Source organism: Jidongwangia harbinensis (assembly GCF_020216025.1).
Taxonomy (GTDB): domain Bacteria; phylum Actinomycetota; class Actinomycetes; order Mycobacteriales; family Micromonosporaceae; genus Actinoplanes; species Actinoplanes harbinensis.
In genome coordinates, this window is the sequence record NZ_JAIWNC010000003.1 from 302,218 (window position 1) to 327,217 (window position 25,000).

The window sequence follows — 25,000 nt, forward strand, 5'->3', positions numbered from 1 at the left end:
CGAACGCGTCCCACCCGCGGACGGCCGCGCTGGTGTTCCAGTGGAGCGCTCCACTGGAACACCAGCGCTGCTATGCGTGGGCGATAACGACGGTGGTGTGCCACCGAGATGGCCTGCGACGCCGTAGCCCGTCAGGCAGTCAGGAGCGTGGTCAGCACGTCGATCGCCCGGTCGATGTCGGCGTCGTCGACGTCCAGGTGGGTGACCAGGCGGGCGGTGCGCGGCAGCATCGCGGCCAGCAGCACACCCCGTTCGGCGGCCGCCGCGACCAGGGACGGCGCGTCCAGGGGTGCCTTGCCCAGGTCGAGCATGACCAGGTTGGTGCGTACCCCGGTCGCGTCCACCACGCCCAGCGGCTCGAGTGCCGATGCCAGCCGGCGGGCCCGGGCGTGGTCGTCGGCGAGCCGGGTCAGGTGGTGGGCCAGCGCGTACCGGCCGGCCGCGGCCAGGATGCCCACCTGGCGCATGCCGCCGCCCAGGCGTTTGCGCAGCAGCCGGGCCTCGGCCATCCGGTCGGCGCTGCCCACCACGAGCGAGCCCACCGGCGCGCCCAGGCCCTTGGACAGGCAGACCGACAACGTGTCGAACAGCTCGCCGTATCCGCGCAGCGGCACCCCGTCGGCGATGTGCGCGTGCCAGATGCGGGCGCCGTCGCAGTGCAGCGTCACGCCGGCCGCGTCGGCGGCGGCGCGCAGGGCGCGCAGCGTGTCCAGGTCGACGATGCCGCCGCCGCCCAGGTTGTGGGTCTGTTCGACGGCGATCGCCCGGGTCGCCACGGACGGGTAGCCGGCCGGCCGGATCATCGCCGCGATCTGGCCGGCGTCGAGCGCGGCGCCGGCCGACGGCCAGGTGCGGGTGGAGATCCCGCCGAGTGCGGCGGCGGCGCCGGATTCGTACGAGACGACGTGCGCGTCCGCCCCGGCCAGCAGCTCGCCGCCGGGCGGTACCAGCAGTTGCAGCGCGATCTGGTTGGCCATCGAACCGGTCGGGCAGAACAGCGCCGCCTGGTGGCCGAACAGCGCGGCCACCTCCGCCTCGAGCGCGTTGACCGTGGGGTCGTCGCCGAAGACGTCGTCGCCGACCTCGGCCGCCGCCATGGCCGCCCGCATCGCCGTCGTCGGCCGGGTGACCGTGTCGGAACGCAGGTCGGCCGGCGGGTCAGCCACGCAGCATCTCCGCGACCAGGAACGCGAGTTCCAGGCTCTGCTGGGTGTTGAGGCGCGGGTCGCAGGCCGTCTCGTACCGGTCCGGCAGGTCCAGGTCGTCGATGCCCTGCGCGCCGCCGAGGCATTCGGTGACGTCCTCGCCGGTGAGTTCGATGTGGATGCCGCCGGGGTGGGTGCCCAGCCCGCGGTGCACCTCGAAGTAGCCGAGCACCTCGTCGACGATGCGGTCGAAGTGGCGGGTCTTGTAGCCGTTGGACGACTCGTGGGTGTTGCCGTGCATCGGGTCGCACTGCCAGACCACCTTGGCGCCGGCCGCGGTGACCTTCTCGACGATCGGCGGCAGCGCGTCGCGTACCTTGCCGTTGCCCATCCGGCTGATCAGCGTGAGCTTGCCCGGCACGTTGCCCGGGTTGAGCTTCTCGCACAGCTCGATGGCGGTCTCCGGGCTGGTGCCGGGGCCGAGCTTGACGCCCACCGGGTTGGCGATCCGGCTGATGAAGTCGATGTGCGCGTGGTCCAGCTGGCGGGTGCGCTCGCCGACCCAGAGGAAGTGGCCGGAGAGACCGTACGCGCGGCCGTCGGAGACCCGGGTGAGCGCCCGGTCGTACTCCAGTGCCAGAGCCTCGTGCGAGCAGTACAGGCTGACCGTCCGCAGGGCCTCGTCGTCGGTCATCCCGCAGGCGCGGATGAAGTCCAGCGTGCGGTCGATCTCCCGGGCGATCGCCTCGTAGCGCTCCCCGGCGGGCGAGGCGCGCACGAAGTCCTTGTTCCAGTCGTGCAGCCCGGCCAGGTCGGCCAGACCGCCGGAGAGGTACGCCCGGAGCATGTTCATCGCGGCGGCGGAGTTCGCGTACGCCCGGATCATCCGCTGCGGGTCGGCGACCCGGGCGGCCTCGTTCGCGTCCAGCGAGTTGATCAGGTCGCCGCGGTACGCCGGCAGGCCCAGGGCGTCGGTCGGCGCGGACCGGGGCTTGGTGTACTGCCCGGCCACCCGGGCCACCTTGACCACCGGCATGGACGCGCCGTACGTCAGCACCACCGCCATCTGCAGCAGCGTGCGGGCGTTGGCGAGCAGGTGACTTTCGGTGTTGTCGGTGAACGTCTCCGCGCAGTCGCCGCCCTGCAGCATGAACGCGCGTCCCTCGGCGACCTCGGCGAGCCGCACCCGGAGCTGGTCGACCTCGTACGGCGCGACGATCGACGGGACGTTGTCGAGGACCTTGCAGACCTCGGCGACCTCGTTCATGTCCGGCCACGGCGGCATCTGCAACCGGGGCAGTTCGCGCCATCGGTCCAGGCCGAGCGCGGAGTCCTCGGCCGAGTCGGTGGACGGTCGGGAGGTCTGCACAGCCTGGTTGCGGACCCCGGGATAGCTGAGCTGATGCCACTCGCGCTGCATGCGGCCAGGGTACGGCGAGCGCCCGGCGGCTCGCTCGCCCGGTCCCGCCGACACCGAAGGGCGGGACGCCGGCCGCGTCCCGCCCTTCGGTGGGGGATGATCTACAGGTTGTTCTTGATGGCGGTGATCAGCTCACCGTTGCCGGTGTCGCCGGAGAACTCCCAGAAGAAGGCGCCGCCGAGACTCTGGTCCTTGGCGTACCTCATCTTGCCGGCGATGGTGGCCGGGGTGTCGTAGCTCCACCAGTTGCTGCCGCACTTGGCGTAGGCGGTGCCGCCGACCGTGCCGGTGGCCGGGCAGCTGTTCTTCAGGACCTTGTAGTCCTCGATGCCGGCCTCGTAGCTGCCGGGTGCCGCCCCGCTCGCGGTGCCACCCGGTTCGGACTGGTTGACGCCGGTCCAGCCGCGTCCGTAGAACCCGACGCCGAGCAGCAGCTTCGAGGCCGGGATGCCCTTGCTCTTCAGCTTCTGGATCGCCGCGTCCGAGTTGAAGCCGGCCTGCGGGATCCCCGGGTACGAGGTGAGCGGCGAGTGCGGGGCGGTCGGGCCCTGCGGGTTGAAGGCGCCGAAGTAGTCGTACGTCATCGGGAAGATCTTGTTCATCTTCTCCGCCGCCGCGGCGTAGTTGGTGGCGTCGATCTTGCCGCCCTCGCTGCCGTCCGCGGTGATCGCGCCGGTGATCAGCGCGTCGTTGCCGAACTTGCCGCGCAGCGCCGTGATCACGTTGTTGAACGCGTTGGGGCCGCTGCCGTCGCAGGTGAGGCCGCAGGCGTTCGGGTACTCCCAGTCGATGTCGATGCCGTCGAACACGTCCGCCCAGCGCGGGTCCTCGACCAGGTTGTAGCAGGAGTTGGCGAACGCCTGCGGGTCCCGGGCCGCCTCGGTGAAGCCGCCGGACCAGGTCCAGCCGCCGAACGAGTAGATGACCTTGATGTGCGGGTACTTCTTCTTCAGCTTGCGCAGCTGGTTGAAGGAGCCCCGGAGCGCGCCGGCGTCCCAGGTGTCGGCCACCCCGTCGACGCTGTTGGCCGCGGTGTACGCCATGTCGTAGTCCGCGTACGAGTCACCGATGGTGCAGCGCCCGCCGGTGGTGTTGCCGAACGCGTACAGGATGTGGGTCAGCTTCGACGCCGAGCCGGACGTGTCGATGTTCTTCACGAAGTACTGGCGGCCGTAGACGCCCCACTGCGCGAAGTAGCCGACGATCCACTTGTCGCCGGTCGGCGGCGGGTCGACGGGTGGGGTGGTCGGGTCCACCGGCGGGGTGGTCGGGTCGACGACCCCACCGCAGGCGCCCTTGTCCACCCAGACCTGCCACGGCCCGCTGTTGCTGGCCGGGTTGTCGTTCTGCGACCACCACTGCGCCTCGTAGTTCTTGCTCTGGTACGAGGCCAGGTTGCCCTTGGTGTAGACCGCGCTGGCGGTCCAGGCGGGGGCGCAGGCGACGGCGGCGGACGCCTGCACCTGGAGCACGGGGATCGTGGCGGCCGCGACCGCCATGATCGCCCCGGCCCAGAGAGCGCGGCGGAGGGATTTCTTCACGGCGTCTCCTCAGACACAACATTTAGGAAACTTTCCAAAAGGAAGGTTGGGGAGACGGTAGTCACACATGTGAATTTCCGTCAAGATGCGGTTCCGGATTGAGCGGAACCTTAAACTTTTTCCGAGTACCCGCGACGGCGTGCCATCGATCCACCACGGCGCGTAGTCTGCCGTCATGACCATCTTCGACGTCGACATCGACAGACTCGCCGGCGGACCGGCCGAATTGGACCGCTACCGCGGTCAGGTCGTCCTGGTGGTCAATGTGGCCTCCCGCTGCGGCAACACCCCGCAGTACGCCGGTCTGCAGTCCCTCTTCGACACTTACGCGGACCGTGGTCTGGTGGTGCTCGGAGTGCCCTGCAACCAGTTCGCCGGCCAGGAGCCCGGGACCGCCGCCGAGATCGAGGAATTCTGCCGCACCGACTACGGCGTCACGTTCCCGCTGACCGCCAAGGTCGACGTGAACGGCCCGGACCGCCACCCGCTCTACCGGGAACTGGTCGGCGACGGCCCGGACGTCTCCTGGAACTTCGAGAAGTTCCTGGTGGCACCGGACGGCGCGGTGGCGGCGCGCTTCGATCCGAAGGTGGACCCGCAGGACGAACGGCTCCGGGCAGCTGTTGAGAAGCTGACGACGATCGGTTGACCCGCCGATGAGCATTCACGTGATCGGCGTCGACGCGTACGCCCTGGGTTGGGTCGGAGTCGAACTGCGCGACGGCCGTTTCGGCCGCGCCCTGCTGGCATCCACGCTGTACGAGATCGTCGCGGGCAGCTCCGGCGCCGCCGTCATCGGCGTCGACATCCCGCTCGGCATGCTCCCGGACCGCTGGCGGGCCGCGGACACCCTGGCCGCCGACACGCTCGGCCCGCGTCGCGGCAGCGTCTTCCGGGTGCCGCCGCGGGCGGTGTGGCGGGAACCGGACTTCACCGCCGCGAACCGGCTCTGCCGTCAGCTCACCGGCGCCGGGCTCAGCCGGCAGAGCTGGGCGCTGCGGCCCAAGCTGATCGAGGCCAACGCGATCTGGGAGCGGCATCCCGGCCTGCTGTTCGAGGCCCACCCCGAGGTGTCGTTCCGGGAGATGGCCGGCGAGCCGCTGACGTACGCCAAGAAGACCTGGTCCGGGCAGGCGAAGCGCCGGGAACTGCTGGCCAAGCAGGGCATCGTGCTGCCGGACCAGCTGGGACCGGCCGGCCAGGCGCCGCCGGACGACATCCTGGACGCGGCCGCGGTGGCCTGGACCGCGCACCGGATGGCGACCGGTGCGGCGCGCAGCTACCCGAACCCGCCCGAGGAGGGCGACGGCACCCGGATCGCGATCTGGTATTGACCGGGCGCGGTCAGGCGGACTGGCTGGCGATCTCCCGGGCCCGGTCGCGGGCCGCCTCCAGCGCGGACAGCAGCGCGGCACGGACGCCGTGGTTCTCCAGCTCGCGGATCGCCGAGATGGTGGTGCCGGCCGGGCTGGTCACCGCCTCGCGGAGCTTGACCGGGTGCTCGCCGGAGTCGCGCAGCATCACCGCCGAACCGATCGCGGTCTGCACGATCAGCTCGTGCGCCACCTGGCGCGGCAGGCCGAGCAGGATGCCCGCGTCGATCATCGCCTCGACGAGCAGATAGAAGTACGCGGGCCCGGAACCGGACAGCGCCGTCACCGCGTCCTGCTGCGACTCCGGCACCCGCAGCGTGGCACCCAGCGGCTGGAACATCTCCTCGGCCAGGGCCAGGTGCGCGCCGGTGGCGTGCGAGCCCGCCGAGATCGCGGTCATCGCCTCGTCGACCAGGGCCGGGGTGTTGGTCATCACCCGGACCACCGGGGTGCCCTCCGGCAGCCGGGCGGCGAAGAAGCTGGTGGGCAGGCCCGCGCAGAGCGACACGATGAGCTTGTCGGCGGGCACCTTGGCGCCGATCTCGTCGAGCAGGACGCCGGCGTCCTGCGGCTTGACCGCGATCGCCAGCACGTCCGCCTCGACCACCGCGGTGGGGTTGTCCACGGCACGGACGCCGTACCGCTCGGTGAGCGCGGCGGCGCGCTCCGGCCGGCGCGCCGTGACCAGCAGGTGCGACGCCGGCCAGCCGGCCCGCAGCAGGCCGGACAGGACCAGCTCACCGATCTTTCCGGCGCCGATGACGGCGACCGTGTGCTTCGCCAAGGCGACCCCCTCGGGTGACGGGGCGGGCCGGAGCCCGCCCCGGACCGACATCAGCTGCCGAAGAAGACCTCGGCCTCGTCGTACCGCTCGATCGGGACGGTCTTGAGTTCGCCCGTGCCGTCGATCAGCGGGACCCGGACGATGTCCGTGCCGCGCAGCGCCATCATCTTGCCGAAGTCGCCCTCGTGCACCGCGTCGATGGCCTGCAGGCCGAAGCGGGTGGCCAGCACCCGGTCGTACGCGGTGGGCGTGCCGCCGCGCTGGATGTGACCGAGGACCACGGTGCGGGCCTCCTTGCCGGTCTTCTCCTCCAGCTGCTGGGCCAGCCACTGGCCGATGCCGCCGAGGCGGACGTGGCCGAACGCGTCCAGCTCCTGGTTGTGCAGGACCATCTGGCCCTCGAGCGGCTGCGCGCCCTCGGCGACCACGACGATCGGCGCGTACTCCACCTGGAAGCGCTTGGTGACGTACGTGGCGACCTGCTCGACGTCGAACTGACGCTCGGGCAGCAGGATGACGTTGGCGCCACCGGCCAGGCCGGCGTGCAGGGCGATCCAGCCGGCGTGCCGGCCCATGACCTCGACGACCAGCGTGCGGTGGTGCGACTCGGCCGTGGTGTGCAGCCGGTCGATGGCCTCCATCGCGATGTTGACCGCGGTGTCGAAGCCGAACGTGTAGTCCGTGGCGTTCAGGTCGTTGTCGATCGTCTTCGGCACGCCGACGACGTTCACGCCCAGGTCGTTGAGCTTGGTGGCGACGCCCAGGGTGTCCTCGCCGCCGATCGCGACCAGCGCGTCGACGCCCTGCTCGGCCAGGTTGGCCTTGATCCGCTCGACACCGCCCTCGATCTTGAACGGGTTGGTGCGCGAGGAGCCCAGGATGGTGCCGCCGCGGGGCAGGATGCCGCGGACCTCGGCGATGCCGAGCGGCTTCGTCAGACCCTCGAGCGGGCCCTTCCAGCCGTCGCGGAACCCGACGAACTCGTGACCGTAGACGGCGACGCCCTTGCGCACCACCGCCCGGATCACCGCGTTGAGACCGGGGCAGTCGCCGCCTCCGGTGAGCACGCCGATACGCATGATTTGCTCGTCCTCCCTGATCGGGTCGCGAGATGAGGTAGCCCGTCGAGCCCCAGGGAGAGTGAGTCGGCAGCGTTGCCGGCCCGGGGCGGGCCGCAAGCGCACTGTAGTCGCCGCGGCCCACCCGGACCAAAGCGCCCCACTAGAGGCGGACGGTTTCGTTCTCCCCGGCGTCCGGCGTCCTGCCGGTGACCGCGGCCTTCGCGTAACCCAGCATGGTCACGACCCGGCTGCTGTGTGCGGATTCCCAGTACTCGGCGGTGTCCGCGTGCACCTTGACCAGGGTGAGGTTGGGCGTCTCCAGGCCGTCCGGGAACCACGCCTTCAGGATCGGGTTCCACAGCTCCTCGGCCTTCTGCCGATCGTCCACCCGCTCCGCGACGCCGGACAGCGAGACCCAGGCGTGCTGCTTACCGTCGCTGAACGACACGTTCACCTGCGGGTGTACGGCGATCTGCGCGATCAGGTCGGAGTCGCTGTAGGTGAAGTACCACAGGTCGCCGTCGAACTCCACGTCCTGCAGCGCCATCGGCCGGCTCACATGCTTGCCGTCCGCGGTCATCGTGGTCAGCATGCTGATGCGGGCGTCCTTGACGAGTTCCTTGACCTTCTCGCGGTGGTCCTGCTCGGTGCCGGCCATGGGCGTTTCCCTTCGCTGTGGGTGACCCTCTACGGTCTTCCCGGCCAACGCCCACCGAAACCGGACCTAACCGCCCATGGCCCGCCACCGGGCGAGGTTGTGCTTCGCGTCCACCAGCGCGTCGTGCCGGCCCTGCGCACCCGGCAACGGCGGGCAGCCGCGGTCGTCCCAGAGCTGGCGCAGATCCTTGGTGAACCGGGGGATCTCCCGCGGCAACGCCGGCATGGCACCCCACAGCTGGGCCAGCACGACGTGGTCGTAGGCGGCGTACCAGGCCCAGAGTTCCAGCTTCTCGTCGCGGCCGCGGATCGGCTCGACCAGGAACGCGTACAGGTCGTCGCGGATCCGCTCCCGGGACCGCCACGCCGGGTCGGCCGGGGACGGGAGCTTGTCCAGCACGTTGCGGCGTACCCAGGGCACGGCCTTGGAATCGTCGAACTGCGTCGAGACCGCGTAGAACTCGCGGCCGAACTCGTCGACGACACCGATCGAGACCAGGTCGACCGTGCGCCCGTCCTCGATGAACTCGCAGTCGTAAAAATAGCGGTAGACCATCGCGGTCCATCCTTGCCGATGGTCAGGCGGCGTCCGACTCCAGGGCCTCCCGGGCGCGCCGCAGCACCTCTCCGGCGCAGCCCGGGGCCCGGTCACCGGTCAGCGAGCGGGCCGACCAGTCCGCCTGCACGGCCCACCGGAACCGCACCAGAACCGGCAGCACCGCATCCAGTTCGTCCTGGTCGACCGGCCCGGCGGCCAGGTAGCCGTCGATCAGTTCGGCGGACGCGTCCGGGCCGCCGGCGTACACCACGGCCGCGGCCACGTCGTAGACCAGCGGGCCGGTGCCGCCGGACGGGCAGTCCAGCAGGCCGGCCCGGCCGGTCTCCGGGTCCACCACGAAGCCCTCCGGCGCCGGGTCGCCGTGCAGCACGCCGTAGGTGAGGCGGTCGGTGACGGTGAGCCGGGTGGTCGCGGTGACCGCCTCCGCGACGGCCGCGCGCAGCCAGGACTCCACCCCGAGATGGGCCGCGTCCGGGTCGAGCAGGTTCCACGGGCGCAGGCCCGGATGGTCGAAATGCTGCAGAGCCCGGTGTACGGCGCCCAGCCGGTCACCCCACCACTGCTGGTCGACCGGGTCCGCGCCGACCAGCGGCCGTCCCGGCGTCCGGCGGAACACGGTCAGCGAGCCCTCCGGCAACTCCAGGGTCAGGCCGCCGGTGAGCGTGCGGACCGGCTCACCCGCCGCGATCCCCCGGCTGCGCAGGTGGTCGGCCGCCGCCAGCCCGGCCGCCACGCTCTGCCGGGCGGCCGGCGGCACCAGGCGCATCACGTACCGTTCCTCGCCGGCCTCGACGTCCCAGGCGCGCGACATCAGGCCGCGCGGCAGACCGGTGATGCCGGTAGGGGTCAGGTGCCAAAGCTCGCGCAGCACCGATCGAAGCAGGTCGTCATCCGGCACGGCGGCGATTGTGTCCCCGCACGACCGCGGCACGACGGACAGGATGGGCGACTATCACTCTTGGCGACTACCGCTGTACAGATAGCTACTTCAACGGCATGATCGGGTACTGGGCGCTGCGGGCTCGATGTATCAAATGGCGTGTGGAGCGCTCTTCATGCTAAGAGTGATCGTTCGTGCCCGGGGGTCGTCCCCGTGTGACGGCGTCCTGACCGGGGAGGATAGATCCGTGGAGCACCGCCCGTCGGAACCCGGGGACCCGCTAGCGGGCGTAGACATGTTCGCCGGCCTGGAGCCGGACGTACGCCAACGCGTCACCGCCACCGCCGTCCCGCGCACCTACCGCAAGGGGCAGCTGCTGTTCGTCGAGAACGACCCCGGCGAGTCCCTGATCATTCTCAAGCGCGGCGCGGTGGCCGTCTTCCGCACCGCACCCACCGGCGAACGCGCCGTGCTGACCGTGGCCCGCCCACCCGACGTACTCGGCGAGGTCTCCCTGCTGGACGCGTCCACCCGCAGCGCCTCCGCCGAGGCGATCGAGGACTGCCAGGCCCTCGCCCTGAGCCGCGCCGCGTTCATGGACCTGGTGCACTCCAACCCGCGCATCCTGGACGCGGTGATGCGCTCGGTGGGCGCGCTGATCCGCCGGCTCACCGAGCAGAACGCCGACCACGTGTTCCTCGACCTGCCCGGCCGGGTGGCCAAGACGCTGGTCCGGCTGGCCGGCGAGAACCAGGCCCCGATGATCACCATCGAGCTGAACCAGAGCCAGTTGGCGGAGATGGCGGGCGGTTCCCGGCAGAGCGTCAACCAGGCGATCGGCTCGTTCGCGAGTCGGGGCTGGCTCCGCACGGAGGGACGCCGGATCGTGGTCACGGACGTCGCCGCACTGCGCCGCCGGGCCGGCATGCCGAGCTGACGAATCAGGTGGACGTCGGGAACTCCGTCGCCACCGGAGCCGGATGGGACGGGCCGGGTGCGACGATCGCGGTCTTCAGGCTGGCGGCGTAGACGTCGACGTACTCGCGGCCGGTCAGCGTCATCAGCTCGTACATGATCTCGTCGGTGACCGCGCGCTCGACGAAGCGGTCGCCCTTGCCGGCGGCGTAGCGGGAGAAGTTCAGGGGTACGCCGAACCGCATCCGGACCCGCTTGATCGTGGGTATCAGCGTCCCGGTGGGCTGGATCTCGTCCGTGTTGAGCAGCGCCACCGGCACCACCACCGCGCCGGACTCCAGGGCCAGCCGCGCCACCCCGGTCTTGCCGCGGTAGAGACGGCCGTCGGGCGACCTGGTGCCCTCCGGGTAGATGCCCGCGACCCCACCGTCGCGCAACACCCGCAGCAGCGTCTCCAGGGCCGCCTGCGCCGCCTTCCCGCCGGAGCGGTCCACCGGGATCGTGCCGGTGCCGGCGAAGAACTGCCGCATCAGCCAGCCCTTGATCCCCTTGCCGGTGAAGTACTCGGCTTTCGCGACGAACGTCACTCTGCGCCTGACGATCAGGGGTGTGAAGATCGAGTCGGAGAACGACAGGTGGTTGCACGCCAGGATGACCGGACCGGTCCGGGGTACGTGGTGCAGCCCCTCCACCTGCGGACGGAACAGCAGTTTCAGCAGCGGGCCCAGAAGCACATGCTTGAGCAGCCAGTAGAACACCGAAGTCCTTTCCCATGCTGCGGGGCGTGCGGGCGCACTGCAGAGCGTACGAATGGGAGCGGCACACCACAACGCACTCCCGCAACCGGCACCTGTCGTGTCACCATTCAAGGCACGTCTCGGCGAGGGAGTGTGTGGGGTGTCGACAGGTGGCGCCCGTCGCGGGCGACGGGACAACGGGCTCGACGCGGCTGACTACGCGGTCGCGGGCGATGTCGATCCGCGGGTGGGCGAGCATCTGCTCGATGTGCTGGCCGCGGGTGGCATCGCGGCGTACCTGCAACCCTCGGCCGACCTGAACCCCATTCTGCGCACCACCACGTTCCCGGCCCGGCCCACCGACCGGCTGTTCGTCGACCGCACCCAGCTCGCGGTGGCCCGGGAACACCTGCACAAGCTCACCGGCGGCGCCGGGCCGACCCCGCCCGCTCCCCGCGACGACCGTCCCGCCGCGGGCGGCAGCCAGAGCGAGGTGGACGCGGCGTGGGCGCAGATCATCGCGGGCTTCCACCACCCGGTGGACTCGCCGAGCTGGCCGGCCGCCGAGGGCGTGGATCCCACCCGGGCGCCGGCACCGGGCCCGGATCCGACCGCGGCACCCGGCCCGAACCCGCCGTCCGGCCCGAACCCGCCGTCCGGCCCGAACCCGCCGTCCGACCCGGTGCAGGCGGGCGACCCGGAGCAGCCGCGGCGGCCGGGACCGACGTTGCCGTCCGCGGCGGACTTCACCGGCATCACGCTGAACCGGCGCCGCACCGACCCGCAGCCGACCGACCCGTCGCTGCTGGACGGGCTGGACACGTTCGGTTCCGGGCTGGAGGACGACGACGAGCGGTACGTCCCGCCGCCCCCGCCCCCGCTGCCGCGCATCTCCAAGTACGCGGTCGCCGGCGTGCTCGGCATCGTGATCGGTTTCGTGCTGTTCCTGCGGCCGACGCTGCTGCCGCTGGGCCGGGATCTGGTCACCATGATCGGCTTCACCGCGATCGTGGCGGGTGCGGTCACGTTGGTCTGGCGGTTGCGCTCCGGCGACGACGACGAGGATCTGGACGACGGCGCCGTAGTGTGATCGACCACCTTCAATGCTCCCGAGGGTAGTCATGGCGTAACCTTTCGTGATGCGTCAGAGTTCCCTGGTCGTCGTTGCCAACCGCCTTCCCCTGGACGACAACGCCGCTCCGGACGGCGCGTGCGAGTGGCGGCGCAGCCCCGGCGGGCTGGCCGGCGCCTTGCACGCCATCCTGGAACAGACCCCGGCCACCTGGGTCGGGTGGAACGGCGGCGCCGGGCCCGCCCCGGACCTGCCGGACGTCGGCCCGATGCGGCTGCGCGCGGTGCCGATCTCGGTGGACGAGCTGAGCGGGTACTACGAGGGCTTCGCCAACTCGACGCTGTGGCCGCTGTACCACGACGCCGTCGAGCAGCCCGTGTTCGACCGCGGCTGGTGGGAGACGTACCGCAGCGTGAACCGCCGGTTCGCCGAGGCCGCCGCCGAGGTGGCCGAGCCGGGCGCGGCGGTCTGGGTGCAGGACTACCACCTGCACCTGGTGCCGGAGATGCTCCGGCAGCTCCGCCCCGACCTGCTGATCGGGTTCTTCCTGCACGTGCCGTTCCCGCCGCCCGAACTGTTCATGCAGCTCCCCCGCCGGGTCGAGCTGCTGCGCGGGATGCTCGGCGCCGACCTGGTCGGATTCCAGCGACCGCAGGCCGCGCACAACGTCGCCCAGCTGGCCACCAAGCTGCTCGGCGCGCAGGCCACCGACGACGAGATCCACCTGGACGGCCGGGTGGTGCGGACCGGCGCGTTCCCGGTCTCCATCGACGTGGCCGAGATGCAGGCCCTGGCGGCCCGGCCGGACGTGGTGACCCGGGCCCGCCAGCTGCGTGCCGACCTGGGCCCGCCGAAGCGGGTCCTGCTGAGCGTGGACCGGCTGGACTACACCAAGGGCATCGAGCACCGGCTGACCGCGTACAGCGAGCTGCTGCGGGACGGGCGGGTGCGGGTGCGGAACACGGTCATGGTGCAGGTGACCGTGCCCAGCCGCGAACAGATCGGCCGGTACCGGCAGCTGCGGCACCGGATCGAGGGCGAGGTGGGCCGGATCAACGGCGAGCACGGCCGGGTCGGCGAGCCCGCCGTCCACTACCTGAATCAGCCGTTCGACCGGGCCGAGCTGGCCGCGCTCTACCAGACCGCCGACGTGATGGTGGTGACGCCGCTGCGGGACGGGATGAACCTGGTCGCCAAGGAGTTCGTGGCGGCCCGCGAGGACGACGCCGGCGCGCTGGTGCTCAGCGAGTTCGCCGGGGCGGCCGCGGAACTGCCGGGCGCCTTCCTGGTCAACCCGCACGACGTGGACCGGCTCAAGGACACCCTGCTGGAGGCGATGGACGCGGACCCGGCCGATCTGGCGGCCCGGATGGCGGCGATGCGCAGGCACCTGCGTACCCATGACATCGTGGGCTGGGCGCGGGCGTACCTCACCACCCTCGACCACACCGGGCGGCTCGCCGCCTGGCTGCCGCCGGTGCCGGGTCCGCGACGGGCCCGGCACCAGCCGGTCTGAGCCGCACCCGGCTCAGACCGCGAGTTCCTTGTCCAGCCAGTCCAGGATCGCGTCGATCGGCTCCACCCAGTCGGCGTCCAGCATCAGGTCGTGGCCCATGCCGGGGAACAGCAACGGCGCACTGCCGTAGCCGGCCGCGGTGCGGTCCAGCGAGGACCGCGGCACCACCCGGTCGTCCGGGCTGCCGACCACCAGCACCGGCGGATTCCCGACCGGCCGCGGGACGGTCCGGTGGGTGGCCACCTGCCGCGGCGCCCGGCCCGCGGTCCGGGTCATCCGGGACAGGTACGCGTCCGCCCGCTCGTCCGGCAGCGCCGCGCTGAACAGCTGCGCCCGGTTCAGCCGCAGCGTCCCGCCGAACATCGCGGGCAGCGTACCCGCCGGATTGGCCCGCAGCGCCGCACCCAGCGCGGCCCAGCCGTGCAGGACCGGCGCGGCCAGCACCGCGGCGCGGGCCGGATAGCGGCCCAGCGCGCGGGCCACGATCAACGCGCCGGCGCCGTGCCCGATCAGCACGGTCTGCCGGGGCAGGGACGCCGCCACCTGCACCACGTCGTGGGCGTACGCGCGCAGATCGCCCCGCTCGCGCAGCCCGACCGCGTACGCCGGGAAGCCGCGCGCCGCGGCGTGCCCGAGCCAGTGCTCGGCGAACGCCCACGGCCCGTGACCCAGACCCGGCACGAACAGCAGCGGCGGCCGGTCCCGGCCGGCGCCCTCCGGCAGCACGGCGGCCACCTCGCGCTCGACCGGCGGCACCGGGGAGGTCCAGTCCGCGAAGCGCAGGATGCCGCTCATCGGGCGGCTCCGGCCGGCTCCAGCTGGGCCAGCAGGTCCTCCAGCGTGCGCAGGTAGTCCACGTGGTCCACCTCGAACCAGTGCCGCGGGGTGGGCACCACGACCCGCCTCGACCAGGCGCGCAACGGCCGGGTCGACTCCTTCTGCTGGACCGCGGCCGCCCGCACCGGGTCGGTGTCGCGCAGCCGCAACCAGCGGGCCACCGCCACGGTCTGCCAGTGGACCAGCGGGAACACGCCGGCGTCGCCCTGCACCAGCCCGACCACCGCCAGCGTGGGATGTTTCCGGGCGAACGCGTGCAGGTGCAGGTCCGGCCGGCCGTCGGCGTCGATGTCGAGCAGTTCCGGCGCCAGGAAGTCGAACGACGGGCGGTAGCCGGTGGCGGTGATGACCATCTCCGGCTCGATCCGCCGGCCGTCGGCCAGTTCCACCGACGCGCCGTCGAAGCGGGTCACATCCGGCACCGGGGTGATCCGGCCGTGGCCCAGGTAGTACACCAGCTGACTGTTGATCACCGGGTGGCTCTCGTACGGCCGGTGGTCGGGTGCCGGCAGGCCGTACCGGGTGACGTCGCCGACGGTGAGCCGGACCGTCCAGTGGTAGAGCCACTGCCGCACCCGCAGCGGCAGCCGCCACTTCAGCAGCAGGTCGTTGACCTGGTCGGCCGGGCGGCCCAGGACGTACTTGGGGGCGTACCAGTAGCCGCGCCGGGTGGAGTGCCACACCGTACCGGCCTGCTGGGCGGCCTCCACCGCGATGTCGCAGCCGGTGTTGCCGCCGCCCACCACGAGCACCTTGCGGCCGCGCAACTGCGCCGGATCCTTGTACGCCCCGGCGTGCAGCAGCTGACCGCGGAACTCACCGGGGATGTCCGGCCGGCGCGGCGACCAGTTGTGCCCGTTGGCGATCACCACGGCCGCGTACCGCTGGGTGCGTTCCACGCCGCCGCCGGTGCTGCGCGTCGTCACGTCCCACCGGCCGTCGCCGACCGGTGTCACGGCGACCACCTCGGTGCCGAACCAGATGTGCTCGCCCAGGCCGAAGTGCGACGCGTACCGCTCCAGGTAGGACAGCAGCTGGCTGTGGTGCGGATAGTCCGGCCACGAGTCCGGCATCGGGAAGTCCGGGAACTCGGTCAGCGGCCGGGACGAGATCAGGTGGGTGCCCGCGTACACCGGGCTGCGGTCGTGGCGCCAGTTCCAGGCGCCGCCGACGGACGTGTCCCGCTCGTAGCAGTCGACGGCGAAGCCGTGCTCCCGCAGGTTCTTGATGGCGGCGAGGCCGCTGCCTCCGGCGCCGACGACACACACCGCATCATGGCGGTCGGCGATGTCTGGGGTGTCCTGCACGCGGCGATCCTGCCAGACCGACCACCCTACGAGGAAGGCAGCAGAACGTCCGCAATCACCGGAAGATGGTCGCTGGCCCGCCGGGCCTGGTCGGAGTCGATCACCTCGTACTTCTCGACCGTGACGTCCGGCGTGACGAACAGCGCGTCCAGCCGCAGGCGGGGCAGCGACGCCGGGTACGTCGCCGGCGCGTCCGGTCCCGTCCCGGCCGCGTCCACCAGGCCGTCGGCCACCGTCCGCCAGGCGCCGCCGCCCGGGCCCTCGTTCAGGTCACCGCCGGCGATCAGCGGCCCCGGCGCGGCGGACAGCGCCGCCTTCCACAGCGCGGCCTGGTTCGGCCGTTCCGCCGGGTCGGTGGCCAGGTGCGATCCGGAGACCGTGAACGTGGCGCCGCGCACCGCACCGCGCAGGAACGCCGCGCCGCGCATGTGCCGGCCCGGGGTGAGCGGGTACCGCAGGCACCAGGTGTCGAGCACCCGTACCCGCAGGCTGACCAGCAGCAGGTTGCCCAGCGACGGGAGGCCGCCGGCCGCCACCACCATGCCGAAGTCACCGGCCAGCGCCGCACATTTCTGCCGCCAGCGGAACCGGCGCGGCGCCTCCTGCACGATCAGCACGTCCGGCGCCAAGTCGCGGACCAGGCCGGCGAGCGCGGTCCGGTCGTCGCGCAGGCTGTGGATGTTGTAGTTCAGTACCCGCAGCGGCACCCCGCCCACGACGCCGCCCCGCCCGCTCAGATCCGCCGGGCCAGGTCGGCCGCGCCCACCACGCCGGCGGTGTTGCCGGTCTCCGCCGCCTTGATCGACGACACCGGGAAGCGGCCACGCTGCGCCAGCTGGTCCCGGTACGTCCGCTCGGTCGGACCCAGCAGCAGGTCACCGGCATCGATGACACCGCCGCCGACCACCAGGATCTGCGGGTCGAAGGTCTGCGCCAGGTCCGCCATCGCCACGCCCAGCCAGTACCCGATCTGCGCGAACGCATCCCGCGCCACGCCGTCGCCGTGCTGTGCCGCCTGGGTGATCTGCCGGCCGGTGATCGCCAGCGGGTCGCCGCCGGCCAGTTCCAGCAACAGTCCGGCCCGGTCCGGCTCCTGGCGCGCGCCGGCCCGAGCGAACCGGACCAGGGCGTTGCCGCTGGCATACTGCTCCAGGCAGCCGAGGCGGCCACAGCCGCAGGGATGACCGTCCGGTACGGACTGGATGTGCCCCAACTCCCCGGCGATCCCGTTGGCGCCGCGCCACAGTGCACCGTTGAGCACGATGCCGCCCCCGATGCCGGTGCCCACCGTGATCATCAGCATCGAGTCGTCCGCGTCCCGGGCCGCGCCGAACCGGAACTCGGCCCAGGCGGCCACATTGGCGTCGTTCTCCAGCACGGTGGGCAGACCCACCGCCTTGGTCACGTAGTCGCGCAGCGGTTCGTCGCGCCAGGCCAGGTTCGGCGCGAACAGCACGGTCGACCCGGCCGCGTCGATCCAGGCCGCGGCGCCGATCCCGATCGCGGTGGCCTGCGGGTACTCCGCCGCCAGCTCGGCCGCCACCTCGACAATGGTGTCGCGGGTGCCCGCCTGGTCCTCCGCGGGTGTGTCCCGGCGGTTCGACGCCAGCACGGTGCCGTGCTCGTCGACCACTCCACCGGCCACCTTCGTGCCGCCGACGTCGACTCCGATGGTCAGCGTCACGCTGCCCGTCCCCTCTGTTTTGTCACACCCGGTCGCCGGTGCGGGCGCCGTCGCCCGTACCCGCGTCCGGGTCCTCGGCCGCCGCAGCGGCCGGTGCAGATCCGGCACCCGGCCGGTCGGCACCCGCCGGCCGGCCCGGAACATCATGATCCACGGTGGTCGGCTGCGCCACGCCGTGAACAGTCTTATCAGCGGTGGCGGCGGCCCACACGTCCCCGCCCACGCGGCGGGACGGGGGTGATCCTGCGGACGGTGCGGCGGTGCCGGGGGCGGTCACGCCGGGCGTGGCGGAGCCGGGCTTCGCGGAACCGGACGTGGTGGGACCCGGCGTGGTGGGACCCGGCGTGGCGAGCTCAGGCGTGGCAAGGCCGGGCTTCGCGGAACCGGGCGTGGCGAGGTCAGGGGTGGCGGGGCTGAAGGTGGCGGTGGCCGGCGCCGCGTTCGGCCCTGGCCGCTGCGGGGTGGTGGGGGCGGCGTCGGCAGAGCCGGTCCCGCCCGGCTCCGGGCGCGCGGCGTCGGCAGAGCCAGTCCCGCCCGGCTTCGGCCGCGCGGCGCCGGGAGCGCCCGGTCGGCCCGGCTTCGGCCGTGCGGTGGCCCGCCGGCTCGTCTCGTCCTTGGCCGCGGCCTCGCGGGTGGCCGCGCTCCACGGCGAATCGTTCCCGTCCGGAGCGGGGGCGGCGGCCGGAGCGGCTCCCCGGCGGGTCGCGGCGCCCCAGGCCGAGTCGGGATCGGGACGTGGCGGGGCCGGGCGGGCGGGCCGGGGCCGCTCACCGCTCATCGCCGAGACCGCCCGCATCAGGGAGGCGACGCCGGTGGCGAAGTCACCCGCACCGGTGGCGAGCCGCTCCACCGACTGCGGGCTCGGGTCGCGCAGACCGGCGATCACCCGGCAGATCGGGCAGACGCAACACTCCGCGCTCCCGGTCGCCCAGGCCCCGTGCCCGGCCACTGAGGCGTTGTCGGGGTCGGTTCCGGCGGCCCCGCCGTCACCGCGAGCCTCCGTGCCGCGACCGGCGTCACCGCGAGCCTGCGCCCCGGAACCGGCGTCGCCGCCGGACCGGTGCCCGCCGGACGACCCGGTGAACTGACCGACCAGGCCGGCCACCGTGTCACCGAGACCACCCGGCCGGGTGACGCCGCTGCGGACCGCCATCGCGAGCACGGTGGCGACCAGCCGCTCGGCCTCCTCGCGCGCCGATCCGGTGCCTTCCGCCATGAGTGCCCCCTGCCCGTACCGCTGTGGTGTGTCAGGCCTGTGTCAGGCTCTCCACCCGGCGCTTGAGCTGCTTCAACGCCGTATCCATGATCATCTTTTCGGCCTTGCGCCGGAACATGCCGAGCATGCCGATGGAGAGTTCCACCTCGAGGGTGTACGTCACGGTGGTGCCGCCGGCGCCGTCGTCCACCAGGTCATAGGAACCCTGCTGCGACTTCTGCGTCTTCGACGGCGCGACCAGGTGCCACTCGATGCGGGACAGATCCTCGGCGTAGGAGTACTCGAGGGTGTACTCGTCGGCCATCACGCCGGCGTCGATCACGAAATGGACCTCGGCGGCGTACCCGTCCTCATATTCGCTCACCACCTCGACCCGCTTCATCGCCTCCGCCCACTCCGGATAGCGCGCGAAGTCGCAGATCACCGCGGCGACCTGAGCGAGCGGCGCCTGAACCTGGATCGACTGCGTCGAGGTGTCCGCCATAGCTCCGGAGGCTACCCGGTACGACCGACAATCCCGGCGACCGGGCCGAGGAGTCAACAGGCTGCGCCGAGTCGCCGATGGGCCGATGTCGGAGGGTGCGACTACGATCCGTCACGTGCCAGCCTCCCCCACCGTCCCGGCGCGCGTCCAGCCGCTCGCGATGGCCGCCCGCATCGTCATGATTGCCCTGGTCACGACGCTGACCCTGATCACGACGAAGGAGTTCGCGCAGCTCGGCTGGATCGCTCTTCTCCTGGTGGCCGCGCTGCCCGCGTTCGTCGCGCCGGACCACCGGATCTGGGCTCCGTTCGGGCGCTTCGCCGAGGTGGCCGTGACCGGGCTGGCCGCCGGGTCGGTGGCCGTGGCGGCCGCGCGCACCGGCACGCTGGACTCCGGCTTCGGCGCCGAGGCGGTGCTGCCCTACCTGGCCGTCCCGCTGCTCACCGCGGCGCTGCGCCGGCGGCCCACCGAGGGTGCCGCCCTGCTGGGCGTGGCCGCCGCGACGATGGTGGTGGGCGGCGCGTTCGTCGGCGACCCGCGGCCGATCACCCAGTTCGGCTTCCTGGTCGCCTGCGGGCAGTGGCTGGTGCTCGGCACGATCATCACGTTCGCCACCGACACCATGCGCCAGCTGATGCAGCCGGCCGAGCCCACCCCGCAGCCGTACGCCGAGGCCACCCGCCTGCTCACCCAGCTGCGCAGCGTGGCCCGGTCGCTGCCCGGCGCCACCCTGGACCCGGGCGGCATCTCCGAGCACCTGCTGGAGGAGCTGCGCGCGGTCGCGCCGGGGCACCGGGCGGCGGTGCTGTCGGCCAGCGGTGGCGGCCGGCTGGTGGTGCTGGCGCAGACCGGTGCCGACCGGGTGGACTGGGAGACGACGCTGGACTCCGACTCGGCGATCGCCGACGCCTGGGCGACCCAGCAGCCGCAGACGGCCAGCCGGTCCCAGGCGCGCTCGCACCGGGGCGGAGACGCCTCGTCACTCGTGGTGCCGCTGGTCGCCGGTGTCCGTACCATCGGCCTGGTGATCCTGGAGGCGGACGTCGCGCAGGCGTACCCCTCCGCGGTCGTCAACCGGGTCCTGGAGGTGACCGGCCCGGCCGCGCTGCGGCTGGAGGCCGCCCTTCTCTTCGACGATGTCCGCTCGCTGGCCACCAACGAGGAACGCCAACGGCTCGCCCGGGAGATCCACGACGGGGTGGCGCAGGAACTCGTGATGGTCGGGTACGGCATCGACAACGCCGCGGCGACGCTCCCCGAGGGCGCCGACGAGACCGCGGAGGAGCTGCGCGTGCTGCGCGGCGAGGTCACCCGGGTCATCACCGAGCTGCGGCTGAGCCTGTTCGAGCTGCGCTCGGAGGTGGACCGCAACGGCGGTCTGGCGGCGGCCATCGCCGAGTACGCCCGCACCCTCGGCACCTCGGCCGGCCTGCGGGTGCACTTCACGTTCGACGAGTCCACCGCCCGGCTGCCCGCCGCGACCGAGGCGGAACTGCTGCGCATCGCGCAGGAGGCGATCACCAACGCCCGCAAGCACGCGGGCGCGTCCAACCTGTGGGTGACGTGCACCGTCGACCCGCCGTACGCCGAGATCGAGGTCTCCGACGACGGCAAGGGTTTCGCCGACGACCGGCCGGACGGACGGTACGGGCTCACCATCATGGCCGAACGGGCCGAACGAATCCGCGGAAGGCTCAAGATCACGCCGCGACACCCCAGCGGGACAACCGTTGCCGTAGTGCTCGGAAGTTCCGCTCGGCGCGATAGCGTGCGAGATAGCGTTTCCGCTCCAGAAGGGGAGTAACCCGAGCATGTCGACCAGTCCGATGCCGACGACGCGCACCAAGGTCCTCCTTGTCGACGATCACGACCTGATCCGTAAGGGGCTGCGACACGCATTCGAGCGCGATCGGCAGTTCGAGGTCGTCGGCGAGGCCGCAACGGCCGCGGAGGCGGTACGCCAGGCCGGTGCGCTGCAGCCCGATGTCGTGATCATGGACCTGCGCCTGCCCGACGGGAGCGGCCTGGAGGCCACCCGTGCGCTGCGCAAGAACAACGCCAACATGGGCATCGTGGTCCTCACCATGTATGCCGGTGACGACCAGCTCTTCGGCGCGCTCGAGGCCGGGGCCAGCGCGTTCGTGCCCAAGACCGCGCCCGCGGACGAGGTGGTGGCCGCCGCCCGGCACGCCGCGTCGGCGCCCAGCGCGTTCACCGCGGCCGACCTGGCCGAGGCGATGAAGCGGCGGCTGGCGCCGTCCGGTCCGCAGCTGTCCCCGCGCGAGGGCCAGGTGCTGCGGCTGCTGGCCGACGGCATGAGCGTGGCCGGGATCGCCAAGCAGCTGTTCGTCTCCGAGTCGACGGCGAAGACCCACATCTCCAAGCTGTACGAGAAGCTCGGTGCCGCGAACCGCGCGCAGGCCCTCATGACGGCACTGCGGCTGGGTCTGCTCGAAGCGCCCGACGCGCCGAAATTCTGATCCCGGCCCGGCCCCGCGCGAGGAGCCGGACCCGCCCGCTGCGAACCGCCCGCCGCTACTGAGGTCGGGCGGTTCTTGGCATTCCGGGCAGTTGCGGCGTGTCCGGGCCGGTCGACCTTCGGCCGGACTTGGCTGCCCGCGCGGTGGCGCCCGGTGACCGAGCGGACCAGCTCAGAGCCGCCGGGCGGTCAACCGGCGCGCCGCCAGGTAGGTCTCGCACCCCAGGCAGAAGCCGAACGCCGCGTTGAGGAACGCGGCGAACAACCCCATCGCCGCGAACGTGACCCCCACGGCCACGACCCCGGACAGGTACCCCGCCGCGGACACCGCCAGGAACGCGAAGCCGACCACCTGGGCGAACCGCACGGGCGCGGCCGGCTCCCGCTCGGCCGGCGGCCCGATGCGCGGCAGCACGAGCAGACGGAAGATCAGCGGGTACGGGCCGCGCTGCGGATCGAGCGCGGTGACCGCGAAGACGGCGGCCTGCGCGAGGGCCAGCCAACCGGCGCCGGTGACCAGGACGGCGACCAGGACGGCGCTGGTCAGCACGGCGGCGAAGCGCTGGCCACGGGGATCGAGTTCCATGGGAAGACTGTGGCAGCTCACCGTCCCGGTGACCCGGTGAGCATGATCACCTTCGGCCGGGTGCAGATTCGGGGAACCGGGGATCGACCGGAGGCCGACGTCGGCCCGGCCGGTACCGGGTCAGCGCGACGGGGACAGCAGATCGGCCACCGCGGCGATCAGGTGCGGCTTACCCGGTACGCCGGTCGCCCGCTTGACCACCCGGCCGTCCGCGTCGAGCACCAGCAGCGTCGGCGTGCGCCAGATGCCCAGTGCCCGCACCTCGTCCAGGTGGCTCTCCGCGTCCACCTCGACGTGCCGCACGCCCGGCAGCATCGCCGCGACGTCGGTGCACACCCGGCGCACCGCCCGGCACGGCGCGCAGAACGCGGTGGAGAACTGCAGCAGGGTCGCGGGGGCCGGCACCACACCGAGCGACGCCAGCAGGGCGGCGTCGATCCGCTCCCCCGGTTGCGCTTCCGGGGCCTCGGCGCCGGCCCCGGACTCGACCACACCCTCGCCAGCCCCGGCCGTCACGTCCGCCTCCCCGGCTCCACGTCCACCCGACCCGGGCGGCGGTGCGGCGACCGGCCGCAGCCGGCCATCCGTGCCCCGGCGCCACAGGCCGACCGCGCCGCCGAGGAGCAGCACCGCGACGACGACGAGCAGGCCGGTGGTCATGATCTCTACTCTGACACGCCATCGGCGGAGCACCCGCGCTCATCCCGGCTGGTAGGCGCTCGCCTGCAGGGTGAACAACTGGGCGTAGATCCCGTCCGCGGCCATCAGCGACCCGTGATCGCCCTCCTCGACCACCGCGCCGTGGTCCAGCACGTAGATCCGGTCCGCCTCCCGCACGCTCGCCATCCGGTGGGTGATCAGCACGACGGTCCGGCCGGCGGCCAAGTCGCGGAGCCGGCGGTACACCTCGTGCTCGGCGCGGGCGTCCAGGTTCGCGGTGGGTTCGTCGCAGATCAGCAGCGGCGCGTCCCGGTAGAACGCCCGGCTGACCGCGAGCCGCTGCCACTGGCCGCCGGACAGGTCGGCGCCGTCGGTGAAGTGCCGGGACAGCAGCGTGTCGTACTGGCGGCTGAGTTCCATCACGAAGTCGTGGGCGTCGCCGGCCCGGGCCGCCTCGTGCACGTCGCCGGCCCGTACCTGGCGGTCGTACCGTCCGATGGTGATGTTGGTCCGCGCGGAGAGCGGCCACCGGGTCGGTTCCTGCAGCACCACCGCGACCCGCTCGCGGATCGTCTCCGGGTCGTAGGCCCGGGCGTCCACGTCGTCCCACCGGACCGTGCCCCGCTGCGGCCGGTAGAGGCCGGCGAGCAGCGCGGCGAGCGTGGACTTGCCGGAGCCGTTCTCGCCGACCAGCGCGACCACCTCACCCCGGCGCAGCGTCATGGTGACGTCGCGGACGGCGGGTCGCTCGGCGTCCGGATAGCTGAACGTGACACCGTCCAGGCGGACCTCGGCGAACTGTGCCGGCGCGACGCCGCCCGGCGCCGGTTCGGCACGGTGCTCGGACAGCTCGCAGAAGCCCTGGAAGTCGGCGAAGTACAGACCCTGTTCGAACACCCGGTTCGCGGTGAAGGCCAGCTCGGTGAGTTTGCCGATGCCCATGTTGATCGCGTACGCGGCCGCGCCGCCCGCCGCCAGGTCCATCCGGCCGGTCCACAGCAGCCAGAGCAGGGTCGCGTACGTGGCACCGGTGGCCACCGCGCTCAGTGCCGTGCCGACGAGCGTGGTCCGGACCCGCCGCCCGGAGATCCGGATCTCCTCCGCGGTGGAGATGGCCAGCACCCGCCGGACCTCGGCGAGCAGGAACTCGCGCACCGTGAACGCCCGCAGTTCGGACGCGGGTTCCCGGGCGGCGAGCAGTTCGGCGAGCATCCGCTGGCGCCGCCACACGGCGATGAGGCGCAGCACCGAGCGGTATCCGAGGCGCGCGGACCGCACCGCCGCCCAGCCGACCGGGATGACCGTGAGCACCAGCAACGGCAGCAGGACGGGGTGCAGCACGGCGAGCACACCGGCCGCCGCGGCCAGCGCGATGAGGTTGGTGACCAGTTCGATGGCGCGGTCGACGAGTTGCTCGGCGGCGGCGATGCCCCGGTCCCGGGCCCGTTCCATGGCGTCGCGCCAGCTCGGGTCGTCGAAGGTGGACAGGTCGACGCGGGTGGTGAGGTCGAGCAGCCGGAGTTCGGCGGCCTGGTACACCTGGGGTGACAGGCGGCCGTTGGCGGCGGCCGCGGCGGAGGAGAGCACGCCGCGCACGGCCGCGGCGCCGACGAGCAGGACCAGCGAGGGTACGGCGGCACGCACCCGGTCCGGGGTCGGCCCGTCGCGCAGCAGGCCGTCGAAGACCCCGACCACGCTGATCATGCTGACCGCGCTGGCGGCTCCGGCCGCGATCTGCAGCGTCACCACGGCCGCGGTGGTGCGCCGGCTGGCCCGCCAGGCGAGCAGCCAGGCCTGCTGGAGCAGTCGCGGCAACCGGCGCAGCATCCGCAGGAAGCTGGTGTTGGCCGCCTCCTCGGTGCTGGTCATCCAGTACGGCAGCGCCAGCTCACCGTCGTCGGCCCACTCGGCACCGACGTCGTTCCCGCCCTGCCCCGGTGGCGTCCCGGCCCCGTCACCGACCCGGCCCGGCGTTTGCGTGTCGTCGGCCGTGGCGTCCTGCATCGGCGCTCCCGTCCCGGGCGTCGCGGGCCACGAGCCGTGCCCGGGCGTGCCGCACCGCACGCCCGTGCCGGCCCCTCAGCCGT

25 protein-coding genes are annotated in these 25,000 nt (G+C 72.5%); 7 read left to right on the top strand and 18 right to left on the bottom strand.

Annotated features, from left to right (window positions below):
* Window positions 1–131: 131 nt before the first annotated feature.
* From LDL48_RS06140 to LDL48_RS06150, 3 genes are all read right to left on the bottom strand, one after another.
* A complete protein-coding gene (locus tag LDL48_RS06140) occupies window positions 132–1,166 on the bottom strand; it encodes a threonine aldolase family protein (protein ID WP_225254001.1) in 1,035 nt (344 codons plus the stop codon).
* Entirely contained in the window at window positions 1,159–2,565 is a 1,407-nt protein-coding gene (locus tag LDL48_RS06145) for a class II 3-deoxy-7-phosphoheptulonate synthase (RefSeq protein WP_225254002.1), read from the bottom strand. The genes LDL48_RS06140 and LDL48_RS06145 overlap by 8 nt, the downstream gene beginning before the upstream one ends.
* A 101-nt stretch (window positions 2,566–2,666) precedes the next feature.
* The gene (locus LDL48_RS06150; RefSeq protein ID WP_225254003.1) at window positions 2,667–4,106 is read right to left on the bottom strand and encodes a glycosyl hydrolase family 18 protein; all 1,440 of its coding nucleotides are present in this window, start codon (window positions 4,104–4,106) and stop codon (window positions 2,667–2,669) included.
* Window positions 4,107–4,281: 175 nt separating this feature from the next.
* Here LDL48_RS06150 and LDL48_RS06155 point away from each other — a divergent pair, with 175 nt between their 5' ends.
* Together LDL48_RS06155 and LDL48_RS06160 are read left to right on the top strand one after the other, a co-directional pair.
* Window positions 4,282–4,755 carry a glutathione peroxidase gene (locus tag LDL48_RS06155; RefSeq protein ID WP_225254004.1) on the top strand — a complete coding sequence of 158 codons (474 nt, stop codon included), beginning with the start codon at window positions 4,282–4,284 and terminating at the stop codon, window positions 4,753–4,755.
* A gap of 7 nt (window positions 4,756–4,762) precedes the next feature.
* The gene (locus tag LDL48_RS06160; RefSeq protein ID WP_225254005.1) at window positions 4,763–5,440 is read left to right on the top strand and encodes a DUF429 domain-containing protein; all 678 of its coding nucleotides are present in this window, start codon (window positions 4,763–4,765) and stop codon (window positions 5,438–5,440) included.
* Window positions 5,441–5,450: 10 nt separating this feature from the next.
* Here the strand turns inward: LDL48_RS06160 and proC are convergent, their stop codons facing one another.
* The 5 genes from proC to LDL48_RS06185 form a co-directional block, all read right to left on the bottom strand.
* A complete protein-coding gene (proC, locus tag LDL48_RS06165; protein WP_372472050.1) occupies window positions 5,451–6,263 on the bottom strand; it encodes a pyrroline-5-carboxylate reductase in 813 nt (270 codons plus the stop codon).
* Window positions 6,264–6,313: 50 nt separating this feature from the next.
* Window positions 6,314–7,342, bottom strand: coding sequence for a 6-phosphofructokinase (locus tag LDL48_RS06170; RefSeq protein WP_225254007.1), 1,029 nt, complete (start codon window positions 7,340–7,342; stop codon window positions 6,314–6,316).
* 142 nt (window positions 7,343–7,484) lie between these two features.
* Window positions 7,485–7,982 (bottom strand): pyridoxamine 5'-phosphate oxidase family protein, encoded by a 498-nt coding sequence (locus tag LDL48_RS06175; protein WP_225254008.1) that lies wholly within the window; start codon window positions 7,980–7,982, stop codon window positions 7,485–7,487.
* A 66-nt stretch (window positions 7,983–8,048) separates the two neighbouring features.
* Complete coding sequence (locus tag LDL48_RS06180) at window positions 8,049–8,537, bottom strand: polyadenylate-specific 3'-exoribonuclease AS (protein WP_225254009.1); 489 nt, start codon at window positions 8,535–8,537, stop codon at window positions 8,049–8,051.
* Between the two features lie 22 nt (window positions 8,538–8,559).
* On the bottom strand, window positions 8,560–9,438 hold the full coding sequence (locus LDL48_RS06185; protein ID WP_225254010.1) for a phosphotransferase enzyme family protein: 879 nt from the start codon (window positions 9,436–9,438) through the stop codon (window positions 8,560–8,562).
* Between the two features lie 229 nt (window positions 9,439–9,667).
* Here LDL48_RS06185 and LDL48_RS06190 point away from each other — a divergent pair, with 229 nt between their 5' ends.
* On the top strand, window positions 9,668–10,357 hold the full coding sequence (locus LDL48_RS06190; protein ID WP_225254011.1) for a Crp/Fnr family transcriptional regulator: 690 nt from the start codon (window positions 9,668–9,670) through the stop codon (window positions 10,355–10,357).
* 4 nt (window positions 10,358–10,361) lie between these two features.
* On the opposite strand, the gene LDL48_RS06195 is transcribed toward LDL48_RS06190, so the two are convergent.
* Window positions 10,362–11,093, bottom strand: a complete 732-nt coding sequence (locus LDL48_RS06195; protein ID WP_225254012.1) for a lysophospholipid acyltransferase family protein — start codon at window positions 11,091–11,093, stop codon at window positions 10,362–10,364.
* 139 nt (window positions 11,094–11,232) lie between these two features.
* Here LDL48_RS06195 and LDL48_RS06200 point away from each other — a divergent pair, with 139 nt between their 5' ends.
* Window positions 11,233–12,162: a DUF308 domain-containing protein gene (locus LDL48_RS06200; protein ID WP_225254013.1), complete on the top strand. Its 930-nt coding sequence runs from the start codon at window positions 11,233–11,235 to the stop codon at window positions 12,160–12,162.
* A 49-nt stretch (window positions 12,163–12,211) separates the two neighbouring features.
* Window positions 12,212–13,660, top strand: a complete 1,449-nt coding sequence (locus LDL48_RS06205; protein WP_225254014.1) for an alpha,alpha-trehalose-phosphate synthase (UDP-forming) — start codon at window positions 12,212–12,214, stop codon at window positions 13,658–13,660.
* 12 nt (window positions 13,661–13,672) lie between these two features.
* Here LDL48_RS06205 and LDL48_RS06210 read toward each other — a convergent pair whose 3' ends face one another.
* The 6 genes from LDL48_RS06210 to LDL48_RS06235 are packed head-to-tail and all read right to left on the bottom strand — an operon-like array spanning window position 13,673 to window position 19,188.
* Window positions 13,673–14,455, bottom strand: a complete 783-nt coding sequence (locus LDL48_RS06210) for an alpha/beta hydrolase (protein WP_225254015.1) — start codon at window positions 14,453–14,455, stop codon at window positions 13,673–13,675.
* Complete coding sequence (locus LDL48_RS06215) at window positions 14,452–15,804, bottom strand: flavin-containing monooxygenase (protein ID WP_225254016.1); 1,353 nt, start codon at window positions 15,802–15,804, stop codon at window positions 14,452–14,454. The genes LDL48_RS06210 and LDL48_RS06215 overlap by 4 nt, the downstream gene beginning before the upstream one ends.
* 26 nt (window positions 15,805–15,830) lie before the next feature.
* Window positions 15,831–16,520, bottom strand: coding sequence for an endonuclease/exonuclease/phosphatase family protein (locus tag LDL48_RS06220; RefSeq protein ID WP_225254017.1), 690 nt, complete (start codon window positions 16,518–16,520; stop codon window positions 15,831–15,833).
* 17 nt (window positions 16,521–16,537) lie between these two features.
* A complete protein-coding gene (locus tag LDL48_RS06225) occupies window positions 16,538–17,488 on the bottom strand; it encodes an ROK family glucokinase (RefSeq protein WP_225254018.1) in 951 nt (316 codons plus the stop codon).
* Between the two features lie 22 nt (window positions 17,489–17,510).
* A complete protein-coding gene (locus LDL48_RS06230) occupies window positions 17,511–18,704 on the bottom strand; it encodes a hypothetical protein (RefSeq protein WP_225254019.1) in 1,194 nt (397 codons plus the stop codon).
* A 31-nt stretch (window positions 18,705–18,735) separates the two neighbouring features.
* Window positions 18,736–19,188: an SRPBCC family protein gene (locus LDL48_RS06235; RefSeq protein WP_225254020.1), complete on the bottom strand. Its 453-nt coding sequence runs from the start codon at window positions 19,186–19,188 to the stop codon at window positions 18,736–18,738.
* Between the two features lie 115 nt (window positions 19,189–19,303).
* Between LDL48_RS06235 and LDL48_RS06240 the strand changes: the two genes are divergently transcribed.
* On the top strand, window positions 19,304–20,992 hold the full coding sequence (locus tag LDL48_RS06240) for a GAF domain-containing sensor histidine kinase (RefSeq protein WP_225254021.1): 1,689 nt from the start codon (window positions 19,304–19,306) through the stop codon (window positions 20,990–20,992).
* 7 nt (window positions 20,993–20,999) lie between these two features.
* Entirely contained in the window at window positions 21,000–21,668 is a 669-nt protein-coding gene (locus tag LDL48_RS06245; protein ID WP_023359837.1) for a response regulator transcription factor, read from the top strand.
* A gap of 171 nt (window positions 21,669–21,839) precedes the next feature.
* On the opposite strand, the gene LDL48_RS06250 is transcribed toward LDL48_RS06245, so the two are convergent.
* From LDL48_RS06250 to LDL48_RS06260, 3 genes are all read right to left on the bottom strand, one after another.
* Window positions 21,840–22,253: a DUF4395 domain-containing protein gene (locus LDL48_RS06250; RefSeq protein WP_225254022.1), complete on the bottom strand. Its 414-nt coding sequence runs from the start codon at window positions 22,251–22,253 to the stop codon at window positions 21,840–21,842.
* Window positions 22,254–22,373: 120 nt separating this feature from the next.
* Entirely contained in the window at window positions 22,374–22,913 is a 540-nt protein-coding gene (locus tag LDL48_RS06255; protein ID WP_225254023.1) for a TlpA family protein disulfide reductase, read from the bottom strand.
* A 39-nt stretch (window positions 22,914–22,952) separates the two neighbouring features.
* Window positions 22,953–24,917, bottom strand: a complete 1,965-nt coding sequence (locus LDL48_RS06260; RefSeq protein WP_225254024.1) for an ABC transporter ATP-binding protein — start codon at window positions 24,915–24,917, stop codon at window positions 22,953–22,955.
* Between the last annotated feature and the right edge of the window lie 83 nt (window positions 24,918–25,000).

Excerpts from the sequence above, each read along its gene's own strand:
- LDL48_RS06145 (WP_225254002.1), bottom strand. The coding sequence starts at position 2,565 with ATGCAGCGCGAGTGGCATCAGCTCAGCTATCCCGGGGTCCGCAACCAG.
- LDL48_RS06155 (WP_225254004.1), top strand. The coding sequence starts at position 4,282 with ATGACCATCTTCGACGTCGACATCGACAGACTCGCCGGCGGACCGGCC.
- LDL48_RS06160 (WP_225254005.1), top strand. The coding sequence starts at position 4,763 with ATGAGCATTCACGTGATCGGCGTCGACGCGTACGCCCTGGGTTGGGTC.
- LDL48_RS06170 (WP_225254007.1), bottom strand. The coding sequence starts at position 7,342 with ATGCGTATCGGCGTGCTCACCGGAGGCGGCGACTGCCCCGGTCTCAAC.
- LDL48_RS06175 (WP_225254008.1), bottom strand. The coding sequence starts at position 7,982 with ATGGCCGGCACCGAGCAGGACCACCGCGAGAAGGTCAAGGAACTCGTC.
- LDL48_RS06180 (WP_225254009.1), bottom strand. The coding sequence starts at position 8,537 with ATGGTCTACCGCTATTTTTACGACTGCGAGTTCATCGAGGACGGGCGC.
- LDL48_RS06205 (WP_225254014.1), top strand. The coding sequence starts at position 12,212 with ATGCGTCAGAGTTCCCTGGTCGTCGTTGCCAACCGCCTTCCCCTGGAC.
- LDL48_RS06210 (WP_225254015.1), bottom strand. The coding sequence starts at position 14,455 with ATGAGCGGCATCCTGCGCTTCGCGGACTGGACCTCCCCGGTGCCGCCG.
- LDL48_RS06230 (WP_225254019.1), bottom strand. The coding sequence starts at position 18,704 with ATGGCGGAAGGCACCGGATCGGCGCGCGAGGAGGCCGAGCGGCTGGTC.
- LDL48_RS06235 (WP_225254020.1), bottom strand. The coding sequence starts at position 19,188 with ATGGCGGACACCTCGACGCAGTCGATCCAGGTTCAGGCGCCGCTCGCT.
- LDL48_RS06245 (WP_023359837.1), top strand. The coding sequence starts at position 21,000 with ATGTCGACCAGTCCGATGCCGACGACGCGCACCAAGGTCCTCCTTGTC.
- LDL48_RS06250 (WP_225254022.1), bottom strand. The coding sequence starts at position 22,253 with ATGGAACTCGATCCCCGTGGCCAGCGCTTCGCCGCCGTGCTGACCAGC.
- LDL48_RS06255 (WP_225254023.1), bottom strand. The coding sequence starts at position 22,913 with ATGACCACCGGCCTGCTCGTCGTCGTCGCGGTGCTGCTCCTCGGCGGC.
- LDL48_RS06260 (WP_225254024.1), bottom strand. The coding sequence starts at position 24,917 with ATGCAGGACGCCACGGCCGACGACACGCAAACGCCGGGCCGGGTCGGT.